The 21,203-nt window shown below is 41.1% G+C and carries 32 protein-coding genes; 1 reads left to right on the forward strand and 31 read right to left on the reverse strand.

What is annotated here, in order from left to right:
• Positions 1 to 113: 113 nt before the first annotated feature.
• The 3 genes from AB7942_RS24495 to AB7942_RS24505 form a co-directional block, all read right to left on the reverse strand.
• Entirely contained in the window at positions 114 to 1,808 is a 1,695-nt protein-coding gene (locus AB7942_RS24495; protein ID WP_369448904.1) for an NAD-dependent malic enzyme, read from the reverse strand.
• A 220-nt stretch (positions 1,809 to 2,028) separates the two neighbouring features.
• Entirely contained in the window at positions 2,029 to 3,465 is a 1,437-nt protein-coding gene (gene aspA, locus AB7942_RS24500; RefSeq protein WP_335437310.1) for an aspartate ammonia-lyase, read from the reverse strand.
• A 20-nt stretch (positions 3,466 to 3,485) separates the two neighbouring features.
• Positions 3,486 to 4,757, reverse strand: coding sequence for a cation:dicarboxylate symporter family transporter (locus AB7942_RS24505; protein WP_369448905.1), 1,272 nt, complete (start codon positions 4,755 to 4,757; stop codon positions 3,486 to 3,488).
• A 192-nt stretch (positions 4,758 to 4,949) separates the two neighbouring features.
• On the opposite strand from AB7942_RS24505, the gene AB7942_RS24510 reads away from it, so the two are divergent.
• Entirely contained in the window at positions 4,950 to 5,384 is a 435-nt protein-coding gene (locus AB7942_RS24510) for a CBS domain-containing protein (RefSeq protein ID WP_214716682.1), read from the forward strand.
• Positions 5,385 to 5,649: 265 nt separating this feature from the next.
• On the opposite strand, the gene rpsI is transcribed toward AB7942_RS24510, so the two are convergent.
• From rpsI to rplP, 28 genes are all read right to left on the reverse strand, one after another.
• On the reverse strand, positions 5,650 to 6,042 hold the full coding sequence (gene rpsI, locus AB7942_RS24515; RefSeq protein ID WP_088085009.1) for a 30S ribosomal protein S9: 393 nt from the start codon (positions 6,040 to 6,042) through the stop codon (positions 5,650 to 5,652).
• 20 nt (positions 6,043 to 6,062) lie between these two features.
• Positions 6,063 to 6,500 (reverse strand): 50S ribosomal protein L13, encoded by a 438-nt coding sequence (rplM, locus tag AB7942_RS24520; protein ID WP_088085008.1) that lies wholly within the window; start codon positions 6,498 to 6,500, stop codon positions 6,063 to 6,065.
• A 380-nt stretch (positions 6,501 to 6,880) separates the two neighbouring features.
• The gene (gene truA, locus AB7942_RS24525; protein WP_369448906.1) at positions 6,881 to 7,621 is read right to left on the reverse strand and encodes a tRNA pseudouridine(38-40) synthase TruA; all 741 of its coding nucleotides are present in this window, start codon (positions 7,619 to 7,621) and stop codon (positions 6,881 to 6,883) included.
• A gap of 12 nt (positions 7,622 to 7,633) precedes the next feature.
• Complete coding sequence (locus AB7942_RS24530; RefSeq protein ID WP_369448907.1) at positions 7,634 to 8,431, reverse strand: energy-coupling factor transporter transmembrane component T family protein; 798 nt, start codon at positions 8,429 to 8,431, stop codon at positions 7,634 to 7,636.
• A complete protein-coding gene (locus AB7942_RS24535) occupies positions 8,428 to 9,297 on the reverse strand; it encodes an energy-coupling factor ABC transporter ATP-binding protein (RefSeq protein WP_369448908.1) in 870 nt (289 codons plus the stop codon). The genes AB7942_RS24530 and AB7942_RS24535 overlap by 4 nt, the downstream gene beginning before the upstream one ends.
• On the reverse strand, positions 9,273 to 10,112 hold the full coding sequence (locus AB7942_RS24540; RefSeq protein ID WP_369448909.1) for an energy-coupling factor ABC transporter ATP-binding protein: 840 nt from the start codon (positions 10,110 to 10,112) through the stop codon (positions 9,273 to 9,275). Before AB7942_RS24540 ends, AB7942_RS24535 begins: the two co-directional genes overlap by 25 nt.
• A 401-nt stretch (positions 10,113 to 10,513) precedes the next feature.
• Entirely contained in the window at positions 10,514 to 10,876 is a 363-nt protein-coding gene (gene rplQ / locus AB7942_RS24545) for a 50S ribosomal protein L17 (RefSeq protein WP_088085003.1), read from the reverse strand.
• A gap of 64 nt (positions 10,877 to 10,940) precedes the next feature.
• Positions 10,941 to 11,885, reverse strand: coding sequence for a DNA-directed RNA polymerase subunit alpha (locus AB7942_RS24550; RefSeq protein WP_088085002.1), 945 nt, complete (start codon positions 11,883 to 11,885; stop codon positions 10,941 to 10,943).
• A gap of 176 nt (positions 11,886 to 12,061) precedes the next feature.
• Positions 12,062 to 12,451, reverse strand: a complete 390-nt coding sequence (gene rpsK / locus AB7942_RS24555) for a 30S ribosomal protein S11 (protein WP_075689916.1) — start codon at positions 12,449 to 12,451, stop codon at positions 12,062 to 12,064.
• Between the two features lie 22 nt (positions 12,452 to 12,473).
• On the reverse strand, positions 12,474 to 12,839 hold the full coding sequence (gene rpsM / locus AB7942_RS24560; RefSeq protein ID WP_026565543.1) for a 30S ribosomal protein S13: 366 nt from the start codon (positions 12,837 to 12,839) through the stop codon (positions 12,474 to 12,476).
• Between the two features lie 24 nt (positions 12,840 to 12,863).
• A complete protein-coding gene (gene rpmJ, locus AB7942_RS24565) occupies positions 12,864 to 12,977 on the reverse strand; it encodes a 50S ribosomal protein L36 (RefSeq protein ID WP_000868344.1) in 114 nt (37 codons plus the stop codon).
• A 38-nt stretch (positions 12,978 to 13,015) separates the two neighbouring features.
• Positions 13,016 to 13,234 (reverse strand): translation initiation factor IF-1, encoded by a 219-nt coding sequence (gene infA / locus AB7942_RS24570; RefSeq protein ID WP_007085268.1) that lies wholly within the window; start codon positions 13,232 to 13,234, stop codon positions 13,016 to 13,018.
• Between the two features lie 193 nt (positions 13,235 to 13,427).
• Entirely contained in the window at positions 13,428 to 14,174 is a 747-nt protein-coding gene (gene map / locus AB7942_RS24575) for a type I methionyl aminopeptidase (RefSeq protein WP_335718971.1), read from the reverse strand.
• Positions 14,174 to 14,821 carry an adenylate kinase gene (locus AB7942_RS24580; protein WP_098933837.1) on the reverse strand — a complete coding sequence of 216 codons (648 nt, stop codon included), beginning with the start codon at positions 14,819 to 14,821 and terminating at the stop codon, positions 14,174 to 14,176. Before AB7942_RS24580 ends, map begins: the two co-directional genes overlap by 1 nt.
• A 57-nt stretch (positions 14,822 to 14,878) precedes the next feature.
• A complete protein-coding gene (gene secY, locus AB7942_RS24585; protein ID WP_369448910.1) occupies positions 14,879 to 16,174 on the reverse strand; it encodes a preprotein translocase subunit SecY in 1,296 nt (431 codons plus the stop codon).
• Positions 16,174 to 16,614 (reverse strand): 50S ribosomal protein L15, encoded by a 441-nt coding sequence (rplO, locus tag AB7942_RS24590; protein WP_168241509.1) that lies wholly within the window; start codon positions 16,612 to 16,614, stop codon positions 16,174 to 16,176. Before rplO ends, secY begins: the two co-directional genes overlap by 1 nt.
• Before the next feature lie 33 nt (positions 16,615 to 16,647).
• Positions 16,648 to 16,830 carry a 50S ribosomal protein L30 gene (rpmD, locus tag AB7942_RS24595; protein ID WP_088084997.1) on the reverse strand — a complete coding sequence of 61 codons (183 nt, stop codon included), beginning with the start codon at positions 16,828 to 16,830 and terminating at the stop codon, positions 16,648 to 16,650.
• A 1-nt stretch (position 16,831) separates the two neighbouring features.
• Positions 16,832 to 17,344 (reverse strand): 30S ribosomal protein S5, encoded by a 513-nt coding sequence (gene rpsE, locus AB7942_RS24600; protein ID WP_088084996.1) that lies wholly within the window; start codon positions 17,342 to 17,344, stop codon positions 16,832 to 16,834.
• Positions 17,345 to 17,368: 24 nt separating this feature from the next.
• The gene (gene rplR / locus AB7942_RS24605) at positions 17,369 to 17,731 is read right to left on the reverse strand and encodes a 50S ribosomal protein L18 (RefSeq protein ID WP_088084995.1); all 363 of its coding nucleotides are present in this window, start codon (positions 17,729 to 17,731) and stop codon (positions 17,369 to 17,371) included.
• Positions 17,732 to 17,763: 32 nt separating this feature from the next.
• Positions 17,764 to 18,300 (reverse strand): 50S ribosomal protein L6, encoded by a 537-nt coding sequence (rplF, locus tag AB7942_RS24610; protein WP_088084994.1) that lies wholly within the window; start codon positions 18,298 to 18,300, stop codon positions 17,764 to 17,766.
• A gap of 31 nt (positions 18,301 to 18,331) precedes the next feature.
• The gene (gene rpsH, locus AB7942_RS24615; RefSeq protein WP_168241507.1) at positions 18,332 to 18,730 is read right to left on the reverse strand and encodes a 30S ribosomal protein S8; all 399 of its coding nucleotides are present in this window, start codon (positions 18,728 to 18,730) and stop codon (positions 18,332 to 18,334) included.
• A 29-nt stretch (positions 18,731 to 18,759) separates the two neighbouring features.
• On the reverse strand, positions 18,760 to 18,945 hold the full coding sequence (locus AB7942_RS24620; RefSeq protein ID WP_034676107.1) for a type Z 30S ribosomal protein S14: 186 nt from the start codon (positions 18,943 to 18,945) through the stop codon (positions 18,760 to 18,762).
• Between the two features lie 24 nt (positions 18,946 to 18,969).
• Positions 18,970 to 19,509 carry a 50S ribosomal protein L5 gene (gene rplE, locus AB7942_RS24625; protein WP_088084992.1) on the reverse strand — a complete coding sequence of 180 codons (540 nt, stop codon included), beginning with the start codon at positions 19,507 to 19,509 and terminating at the stop codon, positions 18,970 to 18,972.
• A 28-nt stretch (positions 19,510 to 19,537) separates the two neighbouring features.
• The gene (gene rplX, locus AB7942_RS24630) at positions 19,538 to 19,846 is read right to left on the reverse strand and encodes a 50S ribosomal protein L24 (RefSeq protein WP_168245868.1); all 309 of its coding nucleotides are present in this window, start codon (positions 19,844 to 19,846) and stop codon (positions 19,538 to 19,540) included.
• Between the two features lie 35 nt (positions 19,847 to 19,881).
• Positions 19,882 to 20,250 (reverse strand): 50S ribosomal protein L14, encoded by a 369-nt coding sequence (gene rplN, locus AB7942_RS24635; RefSeq protein WP_026565532.1) that lies wholly within the window; start codon positions 20,248 to 20,250, stop codon positions 19,882 to 19,884.
• Between the two features lie 40 nt (positions 20,251 to 20,290).
• Entirely contained in the window at positions 20,291 to 20,554 is a 264-nt protein-coding gene (gene rpsQ, locus AB7942_RS24640; protein ID WP_088084990.1) for a 30S ribosomal protein S17, read from the reverse strand.
• Between the two features lie 22 nt (positions 20,555 to 20,576).
• A complete protein-coding gene (gene rpmC, locus AB7942_RS24645; RefSeq protein ID WP_026565530.1) occupies positions 20,577 to 20,777 on the reverse strand; it encodes a 50S ribosomal protein L29 in 201 nt (66 codons plus the stop codon).
• Complete coding sequence (gene rplP / locus AB7942_RS24650; protein ID WP_026565529.1) at positions 20,767 to 21,201, reverse strand: 50S ribosomal protein L16; 435 nt, start codon at positions 21,199 to 21,201, stop codon at positions 20,767 to 20,769. Before rplP ends, rpmC begins: the two co-directional genes overlap by 11 nt.
• Positions 21,202 to 21,203: the final 2 nt, after the last annotated feature.

The raw sequence follows: 21,203 nt of genomic DNA on the forward strand, positions 1-21,203 counted from the left end.
TGCTACTAACAAACCGCCGCCTTGTAGTTATAAACACAATTGCCCCCCATACACTACTAGTTATATATATGAAGATACAGCTTGTTTATCAAAACAAGCTGTATTTTCGCCCATTATACCATAACAGTTTCCTTTGCCGCTTTTATAGGCCGATACACCGGTTCCCACATTGAGTTTCGAACTGCTTGCTTAATATCGTCATGTTTTATTCGTGCCACACCATCGGCAACAGCCGCCTTTGCCACTTCTATCGCGACAATTTCTGAAATGGCACGAAGATTCTCAATCTGCGGAAGTAAAGGTGCACCTGGATCGCTTACATCGATCATTCCCGCCACAGCTTCTGCTGCCGCAGCAAACATGCCGTCAGTGATGATACTTGCACGGGACACGTTCGTTCCAAGTCCAAGCCCCGGAAAAATAAGAGCGTTATTGGATTGTCCGATTACATATACTGTTTTGTTATATGTTACAGGAGAAAACGGACTTCCTGTTGCTACTAGGGCTCTTCCCTCTGTCCAATGGATAAGATCAGCAGGCCTTGCTTCCGCAAGGGGAGTGGGATTGGACATAGGCAAAATTACCGGTCTTTCAACGTGCGCTGCCATGTCTTTCACAATATCCTCGGTGAATGCCCCCGCAACAGTTGAAGTTCCGATCAAAATAGTTGGATGTACTTGACGAACGACTTCAGCTAAGCCCGATCCTGCATTTTTTTCTTCAGCAGGACGCGCATATGGGCGCTGGAAGTCGTACAATTCGTCCATATCATCTGCCAGTAAACCATTCCGGTCAATACACCAAAATCTGCGGTTCGCCGATTCCCATGAAAGCCCCTCGCGTACCATGGCATCACGCACCTGATCAGCAATTCCAATACCGGCTGTACCCGCCCCGAATACGACAACACGATGTTCACTGAGCGGAATATCGGAAGCGCGCACTGCCGCCAGCACAGCAGCAAGCGATACGGCTCCTGTACCTTGTATATCGTCATTAAATGTACACACTTTATCTCGATACTTGTCTAAAATGCTTCGCGCATTTTGGGAGCTGAAATCCTCCCAATGGAGCAAGGCATTAGGAAACATTCTCGCCGCCGTACTTACAAACTGCTCAATGAATGCATCATACTGCCCAAACCGAACACGGGGATGGCAATTTCCGATGTAGAACGGGTTGTTCAGAAGCTCATCACGATCTGTGCCTACATCTAAAATTACAGGCATGACGCGGGCGGGATCAATTCCAGCTGCGGCTGTATAAACGGCTAATTTGCCAATCGCGATATTAATACCGCCAACACCCCAGTCACCGATTCCTAAAATGCCTTCCCCATCGGTAATAACGATTAAATCGATATCTTCCGCACTCGCCCCGAAGTTTTCAAATGCTTGTTCTATGCCGTTTGCATTATTAATAGATAAATACACCCCGCGCGGTCGGCGGTATTCGATGCTGTAACGCTGGATTGCTAACCCGACTGTCGGTGTATATATGATCGGAAGCATTTCTGGTAAATGGTCCGTCAGCACCCGGTAAAACAATACCTCGTTTCGGTCATGCAGTGCCGATAACGCTACATTTTTATGCAAATCGTTCGGCTGCGAGGAGAATTGTTCATAAGCGCGGCGTGCCTGCTCATCAAGCGTCAGTACTGCCGGTGGCAATAATCCTGTTAAATCCAGCTCCTGTCTCTCCTCCTCCGTAAATGCAACCCCCTTATTCAACAACGGTATAGCCATTAATTCCGCACCTCGTAAGGCAGTTTCCACATCCCCATTCGGACCAACCTTGAATTTATACATATAATCCCTTCCTTTTCCAATCCACTTCTGCTATTGATTCTCAATAAAAATAGTGCACCCGGCTCGTTTAGGCGCAGAACCAGAGGTTCTCCCCCTAAAAAGCGCTTTTTGCTTTTTTGTGGTGAAGGCTCTCTGGTAGAGCGCCTTGCCGGCGGAGTTTTACCCCTTAAGTCAAGCAAAAAAGGGCCTCTCCGCCCTCCTTTGCTTGACTTGTACTAGTTTACTGTCTATCTAAAAGAACTGCACCAGCGATACCTGGGTGAGTCATTTCATAAGGGTCCAAAATTAGATCAAGCTCTTCTTCTGATAATACGTCATATTTCAAGCATAATTCGCGAATCGGCTGACCGGTTAGAATCGCTTCTCTCGCTATACGTGCAGCAACCTCATAGCCGATATGCGGATTTACCGCCGTAATAATGCCGGCACTCTTTTCTACATATTCCTTCATTCTTTCTTCATTTGCTTCAATTCCCTTTAAACAATAGTCTGTAAATGCACGAAATGCATTATTCATAATACTGATGGATTGAAGTAAATTAAATACGAGAACAGGCTCCATAACATTCAGTTCCAGCTGCCCTGCTTCAGAAGCAAGACAAATCGTATGGTCGTTTCCAATAACTTGAAACGCCACTTGATTAATGACCTCAGCCATTACAGGGTTCACTTTCCCCGGCATAATGGAAGAACCAGGCTGACGTGCAGGTAATATTATCTCACCGAGTCCCGTGCGAGGACCGGAAGCCATCAATCTCAAATCATTGGCAATTTTGGACATGTTCATCATGCATACTTTAAGTGCTGCCGATACTTCCGTGTAAACATCTGTGTTTTGGGTTGCATCCACAAGGTGCTCAGCGCCCACAAGCGATAAGCCGCTAATATCGGCAAGATGCTCGACTACACGCTCAATATAGCGAGGGTCTGCGTTCAATCCCGTTCCCACTGCCGTCGCGCCCATGTTCACCTCATATAAATGCTGCCGTGATTGTTTGATGCGCTTGATATCGCGGGCAATTACGCGGGAGTATGCTTCAAACTCTTGACCTAATCGAATCGGTACAGCATCCTGCAGATGAGTACGGCCCATTTTGATGACCCGGTCAAATTCCTTTGCTTTTTGCTCGAATACGCCATGCATATATTCCATTGTGTCTAATAATTTTTCTAACATATTCAATGTTGCGATGTGAATCGCAGTCGGAAAAGCATCATTTGTAGACTGTGCCATATTCACATGGCTGTTCGGACTAATATGAAAGTAGTCTCCTCGCTCTTTTCCGATTAATTCAAGCGCACGATTGGCAATGACCTCATTCGCATTCATGTTCATTGATGTACCTGCGCCGCCTTGAATCGGGTCGACAATGAAATGATCGTGCCACTTGCCGTCGATGATTTCTTCAGCAGCCTCTATTATGGCTTTGCCTGCCCCTTCATAAAGGCGCTTTGTTTCCATATTGGCAAGAGCAGCCGCTTTCTTGACAATGGCCAAAGCTTTAATTAGTTCTTCATGAATTATATATCCTGTAATAGGAAAGTTCTCGACAGCGCGCAATGTTTGGATGCCGTAATAGGCATTTACAGGCACCTCTTTTTCCCCTAAAAAATCCTTTTCAATTCGAACATTTGCTTTTATTTTAGTTACTGTCATTACATTCTCCTCCTATCCCTTTATGCAGCCTTTGTTTCTTTAACAGAATCCAAATAGTCCTGCGCTTTTTCTTTATCAAATTCGCCCTCCCATTTCGCCATTGAGATGGCAGCCAATGAGTTTCCTAAAACGTTTACAGCCGAGCGAATCATATCTAAAATACGATCGATGCCAGCAATCAAAGCAATTCCCTCTAACGGTAATCCCATAGAGCCGAGTGTCGCCAGCACAACGACAAACGATGCACCTGGGACGCCTGCCATACCTTTTGAAGTCATCATAAGTACAAATAACAATGTAATTTGCTGCATCAACGACATGTGTACGTTATACATTTGCGCAACAAACAGCGAAGCAAGCGCCTGATAAATTGCTGATCCTGTCAGATTGAATGTGTATCCTGTCGGAATGACGAAAGAAACAATCGCCTTCGGACAACCGAATTGCTCCATCTTTTTCATGATGTTCGGGAGCACTGCCTCAGAACTCGCTGTTGTAAAAGAAATGATAAGTTCTTCCTTTAAAATCTTAATAAGTGTAAAAATATTGGTTCCTGCCATTTTCGCGTTTATACCTAAAATCACAATAGCGAAAAACAATACAGTTACATACACAGCCAATACAAGCTTTCCAAGCGGAAGCAATGTGCTCACTCCGAAATGGGCCACTGTCACCGCAATAAGAGCGAATACTCCAAACGGAGCAGCCTTCATTACTTGATTTGTTACCCAAAACATTGCTTCTAATACACCTTCAAAGAAATGAAGCACCGGTTTTCCTTTGTCCCCGATTGCCGCGACCCCTAGGCCGAATAGAACACTGAAGAAAATAATCGGCAATAAATCCCCTTGCGCCATTGATTCAAACACATTTTTTGGAACGATGTGAACGATTGTTTCTGCAAAGCCTTTGTTTTGTGTAGCGCTTGCAGTTTGTTCGTATGCTGAGATATCTCCTTTTGCCAGATGGCTCATATCTACACCAGAACCTGGATGGAACACGTTTGCAGCCAGCAAGCCAATCCCCAGCGCAATCGTTGTAATGATTTCAAAATAAAGAATCGTCTTGCCGCCAAGCTTACCTAATTTTTTTATATCACCTACACCCGCCACAGCAACAACAAGTGCGGCTATTACAATCGGCATAACGATCATTTTAATTAAATGAATGAAAATATCACCGATTGGCGCAATATAGGAAATTGCTGTATTGTTCCCATAAGTAGCAGCCCCAACCACTATACCTAAAATAAGTGCAATAAAAATTTGCGCAGCTAATCCAAATTTTTTCATGTTCATCCCCCTTGTTAACGCTTTCAATTAATTTGAATACTTAAGTAATTTTAAAAGCAAAACTACAAAACCATACAAAAACCTACAAAACGATCAAAAAAATTAAAGATTATATTTATAAAAAAGTTACCAATAATAATATCGCCAAAGTTACCCATCCTATAGAAGAAAAACATATTTGGAGGTAATTTCATGGCACAATTAAGAGATATCATGACATCAAATGTTCTTACAGTAAACGAAACACAGACAGTACAGGAAGCTGCAGCATTAATGAGCGAATATAATATCGGAGCTATCCCAGTAATAAATAACAGCAGACAAATGGTTGGAATTGTAACGGATCGTGATATTACCCTTCGTACGACAGCACAAGGAGAAGATCCACAAACACCAGTATCTCAAGTCATGACTGCACAGCAAATCGTACAAGGTACACCTGATATGGATGTCCACCAAGCAGCAAATTTGATGGCACAGCAGCAAATTCGCCGATTGCCGGTAATCGAAAATGGACAAATAGTAGGAATGGTTGCTTTAGGTGATCTAGCAGTACAAAATCAATATGCAAACGAGGCAGAACAGGCATTACAAAGTATTTCAACTCCTTCCGCACCTCAACAATAGTACTGGGTTACCTTTATTTTCATAAAATAATTAATAGCACAGATCAGACCTTGGTCTGTGCTAACATATAATAGAAGTGAATAAGGAAAAAACGAAGATTTACCTCTTCGTTTTTTTATTTGTTATTCACCGCTCAAAAGTTAAAAAAAAAGCTATGATATGTGGTCAAAAATTTTTTCATGATCAAAATGTGATCAAAAGCACTTTTTAGGCATAAAAAAAGACCCCCAACCAAATTGGTTGAGAGCCTTTGAAACGCCAAAAATTAACGTTTTGAGAACTGAGGCGCACGACGAGCACCTTTAAGACCGTATTTTTTACGTTCTTTCATACGTGCATCACGAGTTAATAATCCAGCGCGCTTTAATGTTGGACGGAATTCAGGGTCAGCTTGAAGTAATGCGCGAGCAATACCGTGGCGGATTGCGCCAGCTTGACCAGTGTATCCACCGCCGCTTACGTTTACAAGAACATCATAGCTTCCAACTGTTTCAGTAGCTACTAATGGTTGTCTTACAACAACACGTAATGCTTCAAATGGGATATAATCTTCAATTTCACGACTATTTACAATAATTTTACCTGTGCCTGGTACTAAACGTACACGTGCAACAGAACTTTTACGGCGACCTGTACCGATATATTGAACTTGTGCCAAGTTAATTCCCTCCCTCTTTATTAACCGCGAAGTTCGTAAACTTCAGGTTGTTGTGCTTGGTGCGGATGTTCGCTGCCAGCATATACATGTAATTTTTTAAACATTTGACGGCCAAGAGAATTCTTTGGAAGCATACCTTTAACAGCAAGCTCGATCATTTTCTCAGCATAGTTAGTACGCATTTCTAGAGCAGTTCTTGTTTTTAAACCACCTGGATGCATTGTGTGACGGTAGTAAATCTTGTCAGTTAATTTCTTTCCAGTAAGTTCTACCTTTGAAGCATTAAGAATAATTACATTATCACCAGTGTCAACATGTGGTGTAAAAGTTGGTTTGTTTTTACCACGTAAAATTGATGCTACTTCAGAAGCAAGACGTCCAAGAGTTTTGCCCTCTGCATCAATTACGTACCATTTACGCTCGATAGTGTTGGCATTTGCCATAAACGTTGTACGCATGAGTTTCCCTCCTAAATTAAATCCATAAAAGATTATTGTTTTCGCACTTTTAAAGTAATTAGAGTCCGATTCTGTTCCGGGAATCAACATCTAATACCCTTGTGCGGTTAAGTTTGTATTCATATATTTTCAATCACGATGAAGACTTTCCGGGGCTTTATCGTGGGATTAAAAACACGCACATCTAATATAATAAAACCTACAGGTCAATATGTCAAGAAAATGTTACACCAGGTTAGGTTGTTTTCAGAAAAGCGGAAGCGACTTGCACAGGGGCGACAGGCATAAGACGAACCGGCGAGAAGGTTGCTCTTTAACCTTTTTGACGGATTGGCTTATGACCCAAGCCCCTAGGCGCTGCAGCTAGACATTAGCACATTTTAATCATAAAAGACTTCCCAAAGATATAAACCATGACCTGGAGCAGTCTTTCCCGATAGCCTCCGGTCTTTTTTGGCTACTATAATCGGAATATCTTCAGGACTGCGTTCACCCGATCCGACCTCTAATATAGTTCCAACTAAAATACGAACCATATTATACAAAAAGCCATTTCCAACAAAACGGATCGTCAGTAACTCATCCTTACGTGTAAAGTCAATCGATTCAATCGTTCGAACTTTATCAACTACTTCCGTCTTTGCCGCACAAAAACTAGTAAAGTCATGTGTACCAAGGAAAAGTTTACTTGCCTGCTCCATCGCCTGTAAATTTAAACGGTATGGATATTGATAAGCAAATTTCCGCTGAAAGGGATCTCTTTTTTGAGATAAATGAAGAACATAGCGATATTCCTTCCCTTTCGCGTCGAAGCGGGCATGAAAGGACTCGGTGACAGGAACAATCTTTAGAACGGAAATATCTTCAGGCAGCATGGAATTCAATGCTTTCTCCCACCTATCAACCGGAATCAGTAGTGGTGAATCAAAATGAATGACTTGTCCTTTTGCGTGGACACCGGCATCCGTTCGTCCTGAGCCGACGACTTTCACCGAATCACCCTTATGCATTTTTGATAAAACAGCTTCTAATACAGACTGTACGGTTCGCTTATTTGGTTGGACTTGATAGCCGGAAAAGCCCGACCCGTCATAGGAAATAATACATTTATACCTTGCCATGGTTTCGCTCCATTATGATCGTAATAAAAATAGTAGGATCGATAGAAGGACTAATATCCCCATCTGTAAGGAATCAGCTATTTTCCAGGATAACTCCCGGTATTTTGTTCTTCCTTCCCCGCCTTGATACCCTCTAGCCTCCATCGCGATCGCCAATTCCTCCGCTCGTTTAAAGGAACTGACAAACAATGGGATAAGCAGTGGAACGACGGCTTTGATGCGTTCCTTAAAAGGACCGCTAGCAAACTCAACGCCACGGGCTATTTGCGCCTTCATTATTTTATCCGTTTCCTGCATAAGTGTTGGAATGAACCTTAAGGAAATAGACATCATTAATGCCATTTCGTGGACAGGGAAACGGACCTTATTTAAAGGATGTAACAGCGTTTCAAGGCCATCGGTAATCTCAATTGGGGTGGTGGTTAACGTCAACAGTGACGTCATTAAAATTAAGAAAAAGAATCGTAAGGAAATAAAAATCCCCTGCCTGACTCCTTCCTCATAAATTTTTACAGGACCTAGTTCAAATAAGAGGGTACCCTCTTTTGTGAAAAACAGTTGCAGCACTAGGGTAAAAAGAACGAGCCAGATGACTGGTTTAAGACCCCCGTATAAAAAGCGCACCGGGACCCGCGACAATCCAAGCATTAAAAAAGTATAAATTCCAATAAGTGCATAGGTTACGACATTGTTTGCTAAAAAAATAACACAAACAAAAAGAAAGATGATCATTAATTTTGAACGAGGGTCCATTTTATGAATAATAGAATCTGACGGGACATAGCGCCCAAAAATCATTTTTTCCATCATGAGTGAACACCTCTACTTAATACCTTAGTAACAGCAGTAGACAACTCATCAATGGTTAGAAAAATTTTCTCTAATTTCATGCCAAGTTTCTCCTCAAGCTTCAGTTGAAACCGAACGACTTCAGGAACATCAAGTCCCATTTCAACGAGCTCAGTCGGTGCGGAGAAAATCTCTTCTGGTGTCCCTTTTTTGGCAACTTTCCCTTGCTGCATAATCACAATTTGGTCTGCGTATCTAGCAGCATCCTCCATACTATGTGTAACAAGAATGGTAGAGAGCTTTCTTTCCTTATGGAGAGAAAAGAACATGTCCATAACTTCTTTTCGGCCTCTTGGGTCTAAACCCGCAGTAGGCTCGTCCAGGACAATAACATCGGGCTCCATTGCAAGTACTCCTGCAATTGCGACGCGGCGCATTTGTCCACCAGAGAGGTCAAACGGTGATTTATTTAGAATTTCTTCCTCTAGACCCACTTGTTTTAAAGCAATCCGTGCCCTTTCCTTTGCTTCTGTTTCAGAAACCCCAAAATTCATAGGCCCAAAAATAATATCTTTTTCCACCGTCTCTTCAAATAATTGGTGTTCAGGAAATTGAAAGACGATGCCAACTTTTTGCCGGACTTTTTTTAAGTTCTTATTTTTTTGCAAAGCTTTAATTTCATGTTCGCCAATTGCTACTGTTCCTTTTGTTGGTTGAAGGAGAGCGTTTAAATGCTGCAGGACTGTTGATTTCCCTGAACCGGTATGACCAATAATCGCCATATACACACCTGAAGGAATATCAATAGACACATCTTCAATGGCAAGTCGTTCAAAAGGAGTATTGACTTGATAACGATAATCTACATGTTTGAGCGAGATGTCCATAACTCTTTCACCAACTCTTCTTCCGATAAATAGTGCCTAGATAGATCGATTCCATGATTCCTTAAAGCTTTCGTCATTTTCACTGAAAAAGGAATATCTAACCCTAACTGAACCAATTGTTCATCCATAGAGAAAATCTCTTCAGGTGTACCCTCCCGGAAGACCTCCCCTTTGTTCATGACGATGATTCGATCCGCCTTAGCCGCCTCTTCTAAATCATGTGTAATCGAGATAACGGTCAATGATTTCTCTTCTTTTAATAATCGGACGGTCTCTAACACCTCTTCGCGTCCTCTTGGATCAAGCATGGAAGTTGCCTCATCAAGTATGATGATCGATGGCCGTAAAGCTAGCACACCGGCTATTGCCACACGTTGCTTTTGTCCGCCTGATAGATGGTGGGGCTCTTGATATAGAAACTTATCCATCTTAACTCTCTTTAACGAATCCTCGACCCTTGTGACCATTTCATCTCTAGGAATGCCGTTATTTTCTAGACCAAAAGCCACATCATCCTGTACTGTCGTTCCAACAAATTGATTGTCAGGGTTTTGAAAGACCATCCCTAATTTTTTACGGATATCCCAAATTGACTCTTCATCCAACTTTATTCCGCAAACTGTAATCTCACCTGTTTGTGGAAATTGTAGCCCATTTAAGAGTTTTGCCATCGTGGATTTACCTGACCCATTATGACCGACAATTGCAAGCCATTCTCCCTCATATATATCAAAAGAGACATTGTTCAAAGCATAACGTTCTTGTGCGTCATATTGAAAAGATACTCCATTAAGAGATACAATCGAGTTTTTCACAGATAATTCCTCCTCTCAGCTATACTATTCTCCGCTCATTATTTCTTTTACATATAAAAAAAAGCCTGCACCTCGTCCCTATGCAGTTTCGCTGTAAACTGCAGTTTAAGGAATTTCTATAAAAGAAATGAGAGGAGGTGCATGAGCTAGACGAGACGTATTTAATTCAATCTGCACAACAATAGCGCGAGATGATAAAAGATACAAGAAATCAAGTCACATAAAAAGTTACAAGAAATCAAGTAGGACTTTTAGATTGTCTCCAATGAATTGGAGTTACGCTCATCGTAACACTCTTTTTGGCTTGGGTCATCTTGATATAAGATTCACTTACAGAAAAAGGGCAAAGAACAAGTTTGTTTGTAAACTGTCCAGCGCCCTTGTTGTCTGTTAAAGCTATATTAAACTAACTCGATAATAACCATTGGTGCACCGTCACCGCGGCGTGGTCCAAGTTTCATAATACGAGTGTATCCACCTTGACGCTCTTGATAACGCGGAGCGATATCAGCGAAAAGTTTTTGTACTGCACTTGTATTATTTTCAGCATCAGCAACTTCGTTACGAACATATGAAGCAGCTTGACGACGAGCGTGTAAATCACCACGTTTACCTAAAGTGATCATTTTTTCAACAGTCACACGAATTTCCTTCGCACGAGTTTCTGTTGTTTCAATGCGCTCATTGATAATTAAATCTGTAGTTAAATCACGTAGCATAGCTTTACGCTGTGCACTTGTGCGTCCTAACTTTCTGTATGCCATGAAGGGTTCCCTCCTTTGTTGAAGTCATTAAACGGATTAACGCATGTGTATTACGATAAACAAATCAGTCGTCTTTACGCAAGCCTAATCCAAGCTCTTCTAGTTTTGCCTTCACTTCTTCAAGTGATTTACGGCCTAAGTTACGAACTTTCATCATATCTTCTTCAGTCTTATTAGCTAATTCCTGAACAGTGTTGATTCCAGCACGTTTTAAGCAATTGTAAGAACGAACAGAAAGATCTAGTTCTTCAATAGTCATTTCAAGAACTTTTTCTTTTTGGTCTTCTTCTTTTTCAATCATAATTTCAGCATTTTGAGCTTCATCAGTTAAACCAACGAAAATATTCAAATGCTCGGTCAAAATTTTGGATCCAAGAGCGATCGCTTCTTTTGGCCCAGTGCTTCCATCTGTCCAAACATCAAGTGTGAGCTTGTCGAAATTAGACATTTGACCAACACGTGTGTTTTCTACTTGAAATTGTACACGAGAAACTGGTGTGAAAATGGAATCAATGGGAATAACACCTATTGGTTGATCTTCTCTTTTGTTTTGAACAGCCGGTGTATATCCACGTCCACGTCTAGCAGTCAAACGCATGCGAAGATGACCATTTGCAGCTAAGGTTGCAATATGAAGCTCAGGATTTAAAACCTCAACATCACTATCATGAGTAATATTGCCAGCTAAAACTGGACCCTCACCTTGTACATCAAACTCAAGCGTCTTCTCTTCATCAGAGTAGATTTTTAAAGCTAATTTTTTAATGTTTAAAATGATGGATGTTACATCCTCTACGACGCCTTCAATTGTTGAGAACTCATGAAGTACCCCATCGATTTGAATCGATGTAACCGCGGCACCTGGGAGTGAAGATAATAGGATACGACGTAAGGAGTTACCCAAAGTGGTACCATATCCACGCTCAAGTGGCTCTACGATGAATTTGCCATACTTAGCATCATCGTTGATCTCAATCGTTTCGATTTTTGGTTTTTCTATTTCGATCATCAAATAACCCTCCTTCAAAACGTCGAAACTCTAAATCAGCATATTTGCTAATTAAAAGTCCCCATGTATACGTTCCCGTTTTGTGCACAACAACTGGAATAAATCTTCTGTAAGAGTGCAAAAAATTAGTATCATATCCCATTATAGACGCATGATACAAAATCTATACAGAAAAATTAAACACGACGACGTTTTGGTGGACGGCATCCATTATGAGGAACAGGTGTAACGTCTTTAATTGCAGTTACTTCTAGACCAGCAGCTTGAAGAGCACGGATTGCAGCTTCACGTCCTGCACCAGGTCCTTTAACAGTAACTTCTAAAGTTTTCATACCATGTTCAATGGAAGTCTTAGCTGCTGTTTCAGCCGCCATTTGTGCAGCAAATGGTGTAGATTTACGAGAACCTCTAAATCCAAGCGCACCTGCACTTGACCATGAAATTGCATTACCATGTACATCAGTAATTGTTACAATCGTATTGTTAAATGTTGAACGGATATGAGCGATACCAGCTTCAATATTCTTTTTAACACGACGTTTACGTGTATTCGTTTTACGTGCCATTTAAATTAACCTCCTTTACCGATTACTTCTTCTTGTTCGCTACAGTCTTACGAGGACCTTTGCGTGTACGAGCGTTGTTTTTCGTATTTTGTCCACGAACTGGTAAACCACGACGATGACGTAATCCGCGGTAGCAGCCGATTTCCATTAAACGCTTAATGTTAAGAGAAATTTCACGGCGAAGGTCACCTTCAACTTTTAATTTGTCGATGATGTCACGGATTTTGTTTAATTCGTCTTCTGTTAAATCACGTACACGTGTATCTTCAGAAACACCAGCTTCTGCTAGTACTTTTTGTGCAGTATTTTTACCAATTCCATAAATGTAAGTTAAAGAGATAACTACACGTTTTTCACGTGGAATATCTACACCAGCAATACGTGCCATAGAAAATGCGCACCTCCTTCAAAATTAACCTTGTTTTTGTTTATGTTTAGGGTTTTCACAGATAACCATAACTTTTCCGCGTCTACGGATAACTTTACATTTTTCGCAGATCGGTTTAACAGATGGTCTTACTTTCATTATTATCCTAACCTCCTTAGTAGTACGGAGTGCAAGCATTATTTAAAGCGGTAAGTAATTCTTCCGCGTGTTAAGTCATATGGAGAAAGCTCAACAGTCACTTTGTCACCCGGAAGGATCCGAATGAAATGCATTCGTATTTTACCAGAAACATGCGCTAGCACGGTATGACCGTTTTCTAATTCTACCTTAAACATTGCATTTGGCAATGTTTCAATGACTTTACCTTCAATTTCAATTACATCATCTTTGGCCATCGATCTCGTCTCCCTTCTCTTTTCAGGATTGCGTTTATTCAAACTAGGTAGAGCAAGCAAAGCTATTCGCTCGTATGTCGTCCTGCAACCTTTCAATTCTAACATATTGAGCAGCATTCTGTCCTCAGTAAATATTACAAATTACCCAAAAACGGACCAGAATTGATAACAACTATTGAAATCCGCACAAAATTTATAATTTGGTTAGGATTTCAAATCCTGCATCAGTGATCGCAACCGTATGCTCGAAATGCGCACAACGCCTGCCGTCAACAGTTACAACTGTCCAATTGTCAGTCAATGTTCTCACATATCGGCTTCCGGCATTTACCATCGGTTCAATAGCAAGTACCATTCCAGGCATAAGACGCGGACCATTGTTTGGTGGACCAAAATGTGGAATTTGAGGTTCCTCATGTAAGTCTTGCCCTACTCCGTGTCCAACATACTCGCGTACAATAGAAAAGCCATTTGCTTCCACATACGTTTGAATCGCATGGGAGATGTTCGAGAGTCGCTCGCCCGGTTTTGCTTCGTTTATGCCTAGATAAAGAGATTCCTCTGTTACCTTCAGCAAATGCTGGGAATTATCATCAATCTTTCCTACAGCATAGGTCCAAGCTGAATCACCATGATAACCTTCATACTTAGCACCGATATCGATGCTAATAATGTCTCCTTCATTGAGAACATGATTACCAGGAATTCCATGAACAAGTTCTTCGTTCACACTTGTACAAATGCTGCCGCGAAAACCATTATACCCTTTAAACGAAGGAAATGCATCTTGTGAGAGAATAAATTCTTCAGCAATCATGTCTAATTCCTTTGTGGTAATCCCAGGAGCTACGTGTTTTTGTAACTCTTGGTGGGTAAGGGCCACAATCCGCCCGGCCGCGCGCATGATTTCAATTTCCCTAGGGGTTTTGCAAATGATCATTATAAGCCCCCAAGTAATTGCTCGATATCAGCGAATACCTTGTTAATATCCTGCTGACCATCAATCGTGCGAAGATAACCTTTTGTTTCATAAAAAGTTAATAATGGTTCTTGTTGTTTGATATTTACGTCTAATCGATTTTGAACAGTTTCTTCATTATCATCCGCTCTTTGATATAACTCACCGCCGCAACGATCGCATACGCCATCTTGTTTTGGAGGATTAAAAACTAAATGATACGTAGAACCACATTCTTTACAAATACGACGCCCTGTCAAACGTTCCATTAATAAATCCTTAACCACGTTAATATTAATTACATAGTCAATTTTTTTATTTAAATCAACTAAAAGATTTTCCAACGCCTCTGCTTGAGGTACAGTTCTAGGAAAGCCATCTAAAAGGAATCCCTTTTGACAATCTTCCTTGCTTAATCGTTCACGAACAATTCCGATTGTTACTTCATCAGGAACAAGTTCGCCCTTATCCATGAATGATTTCGCTTGTAAACCTAGTTCTGTTCCTTCTTTCATCGCTGCACGGAACATATCTCCAGTAGAGATATGAGGGATGCCGTAATTTTCGACGATTCTTTCAGCTTGAGTACCTTTTCCGGCACCCGGAAGCCCCATTAATACTAAATTCACACGTGTTCCCCCCTCGTGCTATAAATTGGTTTTAGGGAGCAGTGGCCCCCAAAACCTTTACTTTATAAAGCCTTTATAGTGACGTTTAACTAATTGTGCTTCAAGTTGTTTCATCGTATCTAATGCTACACCGACAACGATTAGCAAACTTGTTCCACCGATTTGAGCCGATTGCGGCAGATTGGCTAAATTAATAAATAACATAGGCAATACAGCGATCACAGCTAGGAAGAGTGCACCAACAAAAGTTAAACGATATAAGACGCGTGTTAAGTATTCTTGCGTGCTCTTTCCTGGACGGATCCCTGGAATATAGCCGCTTTGCTTTTGCAAGTTTTCCGCCGCTTGTTCAGGGTTAACTTGGATAAATGCATAGAAATAAGTAAACGCGATAATTAACGCAGCATATAACGTCATCCCGATTGGATGAGAATAATCAAATACTTTTGTAATCCAAAGTGTTACATCATTAGTTGGAAAAAATGATGCGACCGTTCTTGGTGTTACAATGAAAGAAACCGCAAAGATTACAGGAATTACACCCGCAGCATTAACTTTTAATGGCATGTGAGTGGATTGTCCTCCGACAGGATTACGTCCAGCAACCACACGTTTAGCATATTGAATAGGTATCTTACGATTTGCTTGTTGGATAAAAATAACTCCAACTACGATAGCCACAACAGCAAGTGCTATTAACACTACAGTAACAATACGTAAGAATAATGCCTCTCCTGCATTCTCAAATTGCTGTACATAAATTTGATTAATAGTTGATGGCATTCCAGCAACGATACCGGCAAAGATGATAATGGAAATTCCATTACCAACACCTTTTTCAGTAATCTGCTCCCCTAACCACATTAAAAATGCTGTACCTGCAGTTAAGACAACTGCAATAAGCAGATACGTAGCTATTCCAGGATTTTCAATCAGTTGACCGCTGGCTAAATTATTAAAGCCATAGGACATACCTAATGCTTGGATAAAACCAAGCACAATTGTGAAATATCGAGTGATTTGAGCAATCTTACGACGACCTGATTCACCCTGCTTAGACCATTCCGTAAACTTCGGTACAACGTCCATTTGCAGGAGCTGTATAATGATCGAAGCAGTGATATATGGCATGATACCCATTGCAAAGATGGAGAATTGTTTTAATGCTCCACCGCCAAAGGTATTTAAAATTCCGAAAACACTAAGCTTATCTTGATTTGCAAGTACATCTGCATTTACATTGGGTACTGGGATAAATGTACCTAATCGAAATACGACTAACATTAAAAGGGTGAATATGATCTTCCGTCGTATCTCACCCACGCGCATAAAATTGGAGATTGTCTGGAACATTAGATCACCTCAGTGTTTCCACCAGCAGCTTCGATCGCTTCCTTAGCAGCAGAGGAGAATTTGTGAGCTTTGACAGTCAACTTTTTCTCTACGTTCCCTTTTGCAAGAATTTTGATTCCTGCTTTTTCGTTGCTTACTACACCTGATTCGATAAGAAGTTCTGGAGTAACTTCTGTACCTTCAGCAAAGCGGTTTAAAGCATCAAGATTTACAACTGCATATTCCTTACGGCTGAAGTTTGTAAATCCGCGTTTTGGTAAACGACGATATAAAGGTGTTTGACCACCTTCAAAACCTAGACGTACACCGCCACCCGAACGAGCGTTTTGACCTTTATGACCTTTACCGGCAGTTTTTCCTTGACCAGAACCGATACCGCGTCCTAGACGCTTACGATCTTTACGAGAACCCTCAGCAGGTTTTAGTTCATGAAGTTTCATATTGGCACCTCCTTATGAAAGAAAAACAATTAATTATTGTTCTTTAACTGTAACAAGGTGAGCAACTTTGGTAATCATACCGCGAATAGCAGCGTTATCTTGATGCTCAACTGTTTGATTTAATTTACGTAATCCTAAAGCTTTAACTGTTTCACGTTGATCGCCAGGACGGCCAATTACGCTGCGAGTGAGGGTAACTAATAGTTTATTCGCCATTTTATTTCCCCCCGTATCCTAACAGTTCTTCTACTGATTTACCACGTAGTTTAGCTACGTCTTCAGCACGTTTTAATTGTTTTAAACCATCAATTGTTGCACGAACCATGTTAATAGGAGTATTTGTTCCTAATGACTTAGAAAGGATATCAGCTACTCCGCCTAACTCTAGTACAGCACGAACTGGTCCACCAGCGATAACTCCTGTACCTTCTGAAGCAGGTTTTAGAAGAATTTCACCAGCACCAAAACGTCCGATTACTTGGTGAGGAATGGTAGTTCCAACCATAGCAACTTCTATTAAGTTTTTCTTTGCATCTTCGATGGCTTTACGAATAGCATCAGGTACTTCTTGAGCTTTACCAGTACCGAAACCAACGTGACCGTTTTTGTCGCCTACAACAACAAGGGCTGTGAAGCGGAAACGACGTCCACCTTTAACAACTTTCGCAACACGGTTAACCGTGACTACGCGTTCTTCTAGTTCAAGTTTGTTTGGATCAATACGACGCATCTTTTTGTGTCCCTCCTTTGTCTTTTAGAATTGTAAGCCGTTTTCACGGGCAGCATCAGCTAATACTTGAATACGTCCATGGTATAGGTATCCGCCACGATCAAAGACAATAGAAGTGATACCTTTTTCTACCGCACGTTTAGCAACTAACTCACCGATCATTTTAGCAGCTTCAACATTATTAGTTGATTCTAAAGTAAAGTCTTTATCTAAAGTAGAAGCACTTGCTAAAGTTACTCCATTAATGTCATCAATTATTTGAGCATAAATATGTTTGTTAGAACGAAACACATTTAGACGTGGACGAGCTGAAGTTCCGCTAAGTTTCGCACGAACACGAGCATGTCTTTTCTTGCGAGTAGCGTTTTTATCAAGCTTCGTAATCATTTACGTCACTCCTTTCGTTTACCTATGAGGCATTACTTACCAGTTTTACCTTCTTTACGACGAACAAATTCACCTTCGTAACGAATTCCTTTACCTTTATAAGGCTCAGGAGGACGAACTCCGCGAATATTCGCTGCTAATGCACCAACACGTTCTTTGTCAGTACCTTTGATAACGATTTTTGTATTAGCAGGCACCTCGATTTCAAGGCCCTCTTCAGGTTCGATCTCAACTGGATGAGAGTATCCAACGTTTAATACAAGCTTGGTACCTTGCTTTTGAGCACGATAACCAACCCCGATTAACTCTAAGCCTCTAGTGAAGCCAGTGGATACACCTTCAATCATGTTCGCAAGCACGGCACGAGTAGTTCCGTGTAATGCGCGGTGTTCTTTTACATCAGAAGGACGAGTGATTGTTACAAGATTTTCTTCCACGTTGATAGTAATATCAGGATGGAAAGTACGAGTAAGTTCACCTTTAGGTCCTTTAACTGTAGCAGTACTATTATTTAAAGTAACTGTAACTCCTGCTGGAATAACAATTGGTTTTTTTCCTACGCGAGACATTTAGTGCACCTCCATTCATTCAAAAGCTCAATTACCAAACGTAAGCTAATACTTCTCCGCCGACTTGTTTTGCACGAGCTTCTTTATCTGTAATAACACCTTGTGATGTTGATACTAATGCGATACCAAGACCGTTAAGAACGCGTGGTACCTCAGTTGATTTTGCGTAAACTCTAAGTCCAGGCTTGCTTATGCGCTTAAGACCAGTAATAACACGTTCATTACTAGCACCGTATTTTAGGAAGATACGGATGATACCTTGTTTGTTGTCTTCGATAAATTCGACGTCACGTACGAAACCTTCGCGCTTTAAAATTTCAGCAATTTCTTTTTTCATATTAGAAGCAGGCACTTCTAACTTTTCGTGACGCACCATATTCGCATTACGAATGCGAGTAAGCATATCAGCAATTGGATCTGTCATGACCATTATTTTTACCTCCTTCCCAGACTTGGGTTTTACCAGCTAGCTTTTTTAACACCAGGAATTTGTCCTTTGTACGCTAATTCGCGGAAACAAATACGACAAAGCTTAAATTTACGGTATACAGAGTGTGGACGGCCACAACGTTCGCAGCGTGTATACTCTTGTACTGCATATTTAGGCGTGCGCTTTTGTTTCGCAATCATTGACTTTTTAGCCACGTTTTCGCCTCCATTATTTAACGATTACTTTTGGAATGGCATTCCAAATTGAGTTAAAAGTTCACGAGATTCTTCATCAGTTTTAGCAGTCGTTACGATAACGATATCCATACCACGAACCTTGCTTACTTTATCGTAATCAATTTCAGGGAAAATTAATTGTTCTTTAATTCCCAATGTATAGTTACCGCGACCGTCGAATGCTTTTTTAGAAATACCACGGAAGTCACGTACACGAGGTAAAGAAACAGAAACTAATTTATCCAAGAATTCGTACATGCGCTCACCGCGAAGTGTAACTTTTGCACCGATTGGCATACCTTCACGAAGGCGGAAGCCAGCGATAGATTTTTTCGCACGTGTCACGACTGGTTTTTGACCTGTGATCGTTGAAAGTTCTTCAACTGCATTATCAAGTGCCTTTGCATTTGCAACTGCGTCACCAACGCCCATATTCACGACGATTTTATCAAGTTTAGGAACTTCCATAACTGATTTATAGTTGAACTTGCTCATAAGAGCAGGAGTAACTTCTTTAACAAATTTTTCTTTTAGGCGGTTCACTTATTGTACCTCCCTTCTTAATTTTAAACTATTTATCTAAAATTTCACCGGATTTTGCTACGCGTACTTTTTTGCCATCTACCGTAGTGGAACCTACACGAGTCGGGTTACCAGACTTAGGATCGATAGGCATTACGTTCGATACATGAATTGGAGCCTCAAAGCTGATGATACCGCCTTGTGGATTCACTTGAGAAGGTTTTGAGTGTTTCTTTGCAATGTTCACGCCTTCTACTAGTACACGGCTATCTTTAGGATAAGCAGCAAGGACTACTCCTGTTTTGCCTTTATCCTTTCCAGAGATGACTCTTACGTTGTCACCTTTTTTCACATGCATCATTAAGCACCTCCTTAAAGGCATTTGAATTTAAATTATAGTACTTCTGGAGCTAGAGAAACGATTTTCATAAAGTTGTTGTCGCGAAGTTCACGGGCAACTGGTCCGAAGATACGAGTACCGCGTGGGCTCTTATCATCTTTGATAATTACACATGCGTTTTCATCAAAACGAATGTATGAACCGTCAGGTCGACGAGCACCGCTCTTTGTACGAACAATAACTGCTTTAACAACGTCACCTTTTTTAACAACGCCACCTGGTGTTGCTTGTTTTACTGTGCAGACGATAACATCACCAATACCAGCAAACTTGCGACCTGAACCACCAAGAACTTTAATCGTTAGTACCTCACGAGCACCAGAGTTGTCAGCAACTTTTAAACGTGATTCTTGTTGAATCATGTGTGTAACCTCCCTTCGGAATGAAGCTTTATCCGAACAATTAAATAATAACTGCTTTTTCTACAACTTCAACTAAACGGAAACGCTTAGTAGCTGAAAGCGGACGAGTTTCCATGATACGTACTACATCGCCGATTTTTGCTTCGTTTTGCTCATCATGAGCTTTATACTTTTTAGAGTACTTAACGCGTTTACCATATAAAGGATGCTTTTTTTGTGTTTCAACAAGAACCGTTACTGTTTTATCCATCTTGTCAGAAACAACGCGTCCTGTGTAAACTTTACGTTGGTTGCGTTCACTCATAGTGTGAACCTCCCTTCAATTATCACTTGTTAACGTTGATTTCTCTTTCACGAACAACTGTTTTCATACGAGCAATCGCTTTGCGTACTTCACGAATGCGAGCAGTGTTTTCAAGTTGTCCTGTCGCCAATTGAAAGCGAAGGTTGAAAAGTTCTTCTTTTAAAGATTTTACTTTTTGTTCAATTTCAGCAGTGGTTAGGTCACGAAGTTCATTAGCTTTCATTTGATTCACCACCAATTTCTTCTCGTTTTACAAACTTACACTTAACAGGAAGTTTGTGCATTGCAAGTCGAAGTGCTTCACGAGCGATCTCTTCAGAAACGCCAGCAATTTCGAACATGATTTTTCCAGGCTTAACAACAGCTACCCAGCCTTCAGGTGCCCCTTTACCGGAACCCATCCGTACTTCTAGAGGTTTAGCAGTGTAAGGCTTGTGTGGGAAAATTTTAATCCAAACTTTACCGCCACGTTTCATGTAACGTGTCATCGCAATACGAGCTGCTTCGATTTGACGATTCGTGATCCATGAAGCTTCTAAAGCTTGTAGGCCGAATTCACCGAAAGTTACTTCTGTACCGCCTTTTGCGTTACCACGCATGTTACCACGGTGTTGACGGCGATATTTTACGCGTTTTGGCAATAACATGA

Source organism: Neobacillus sp. BF23-41, from assembly GCF_041106275.1.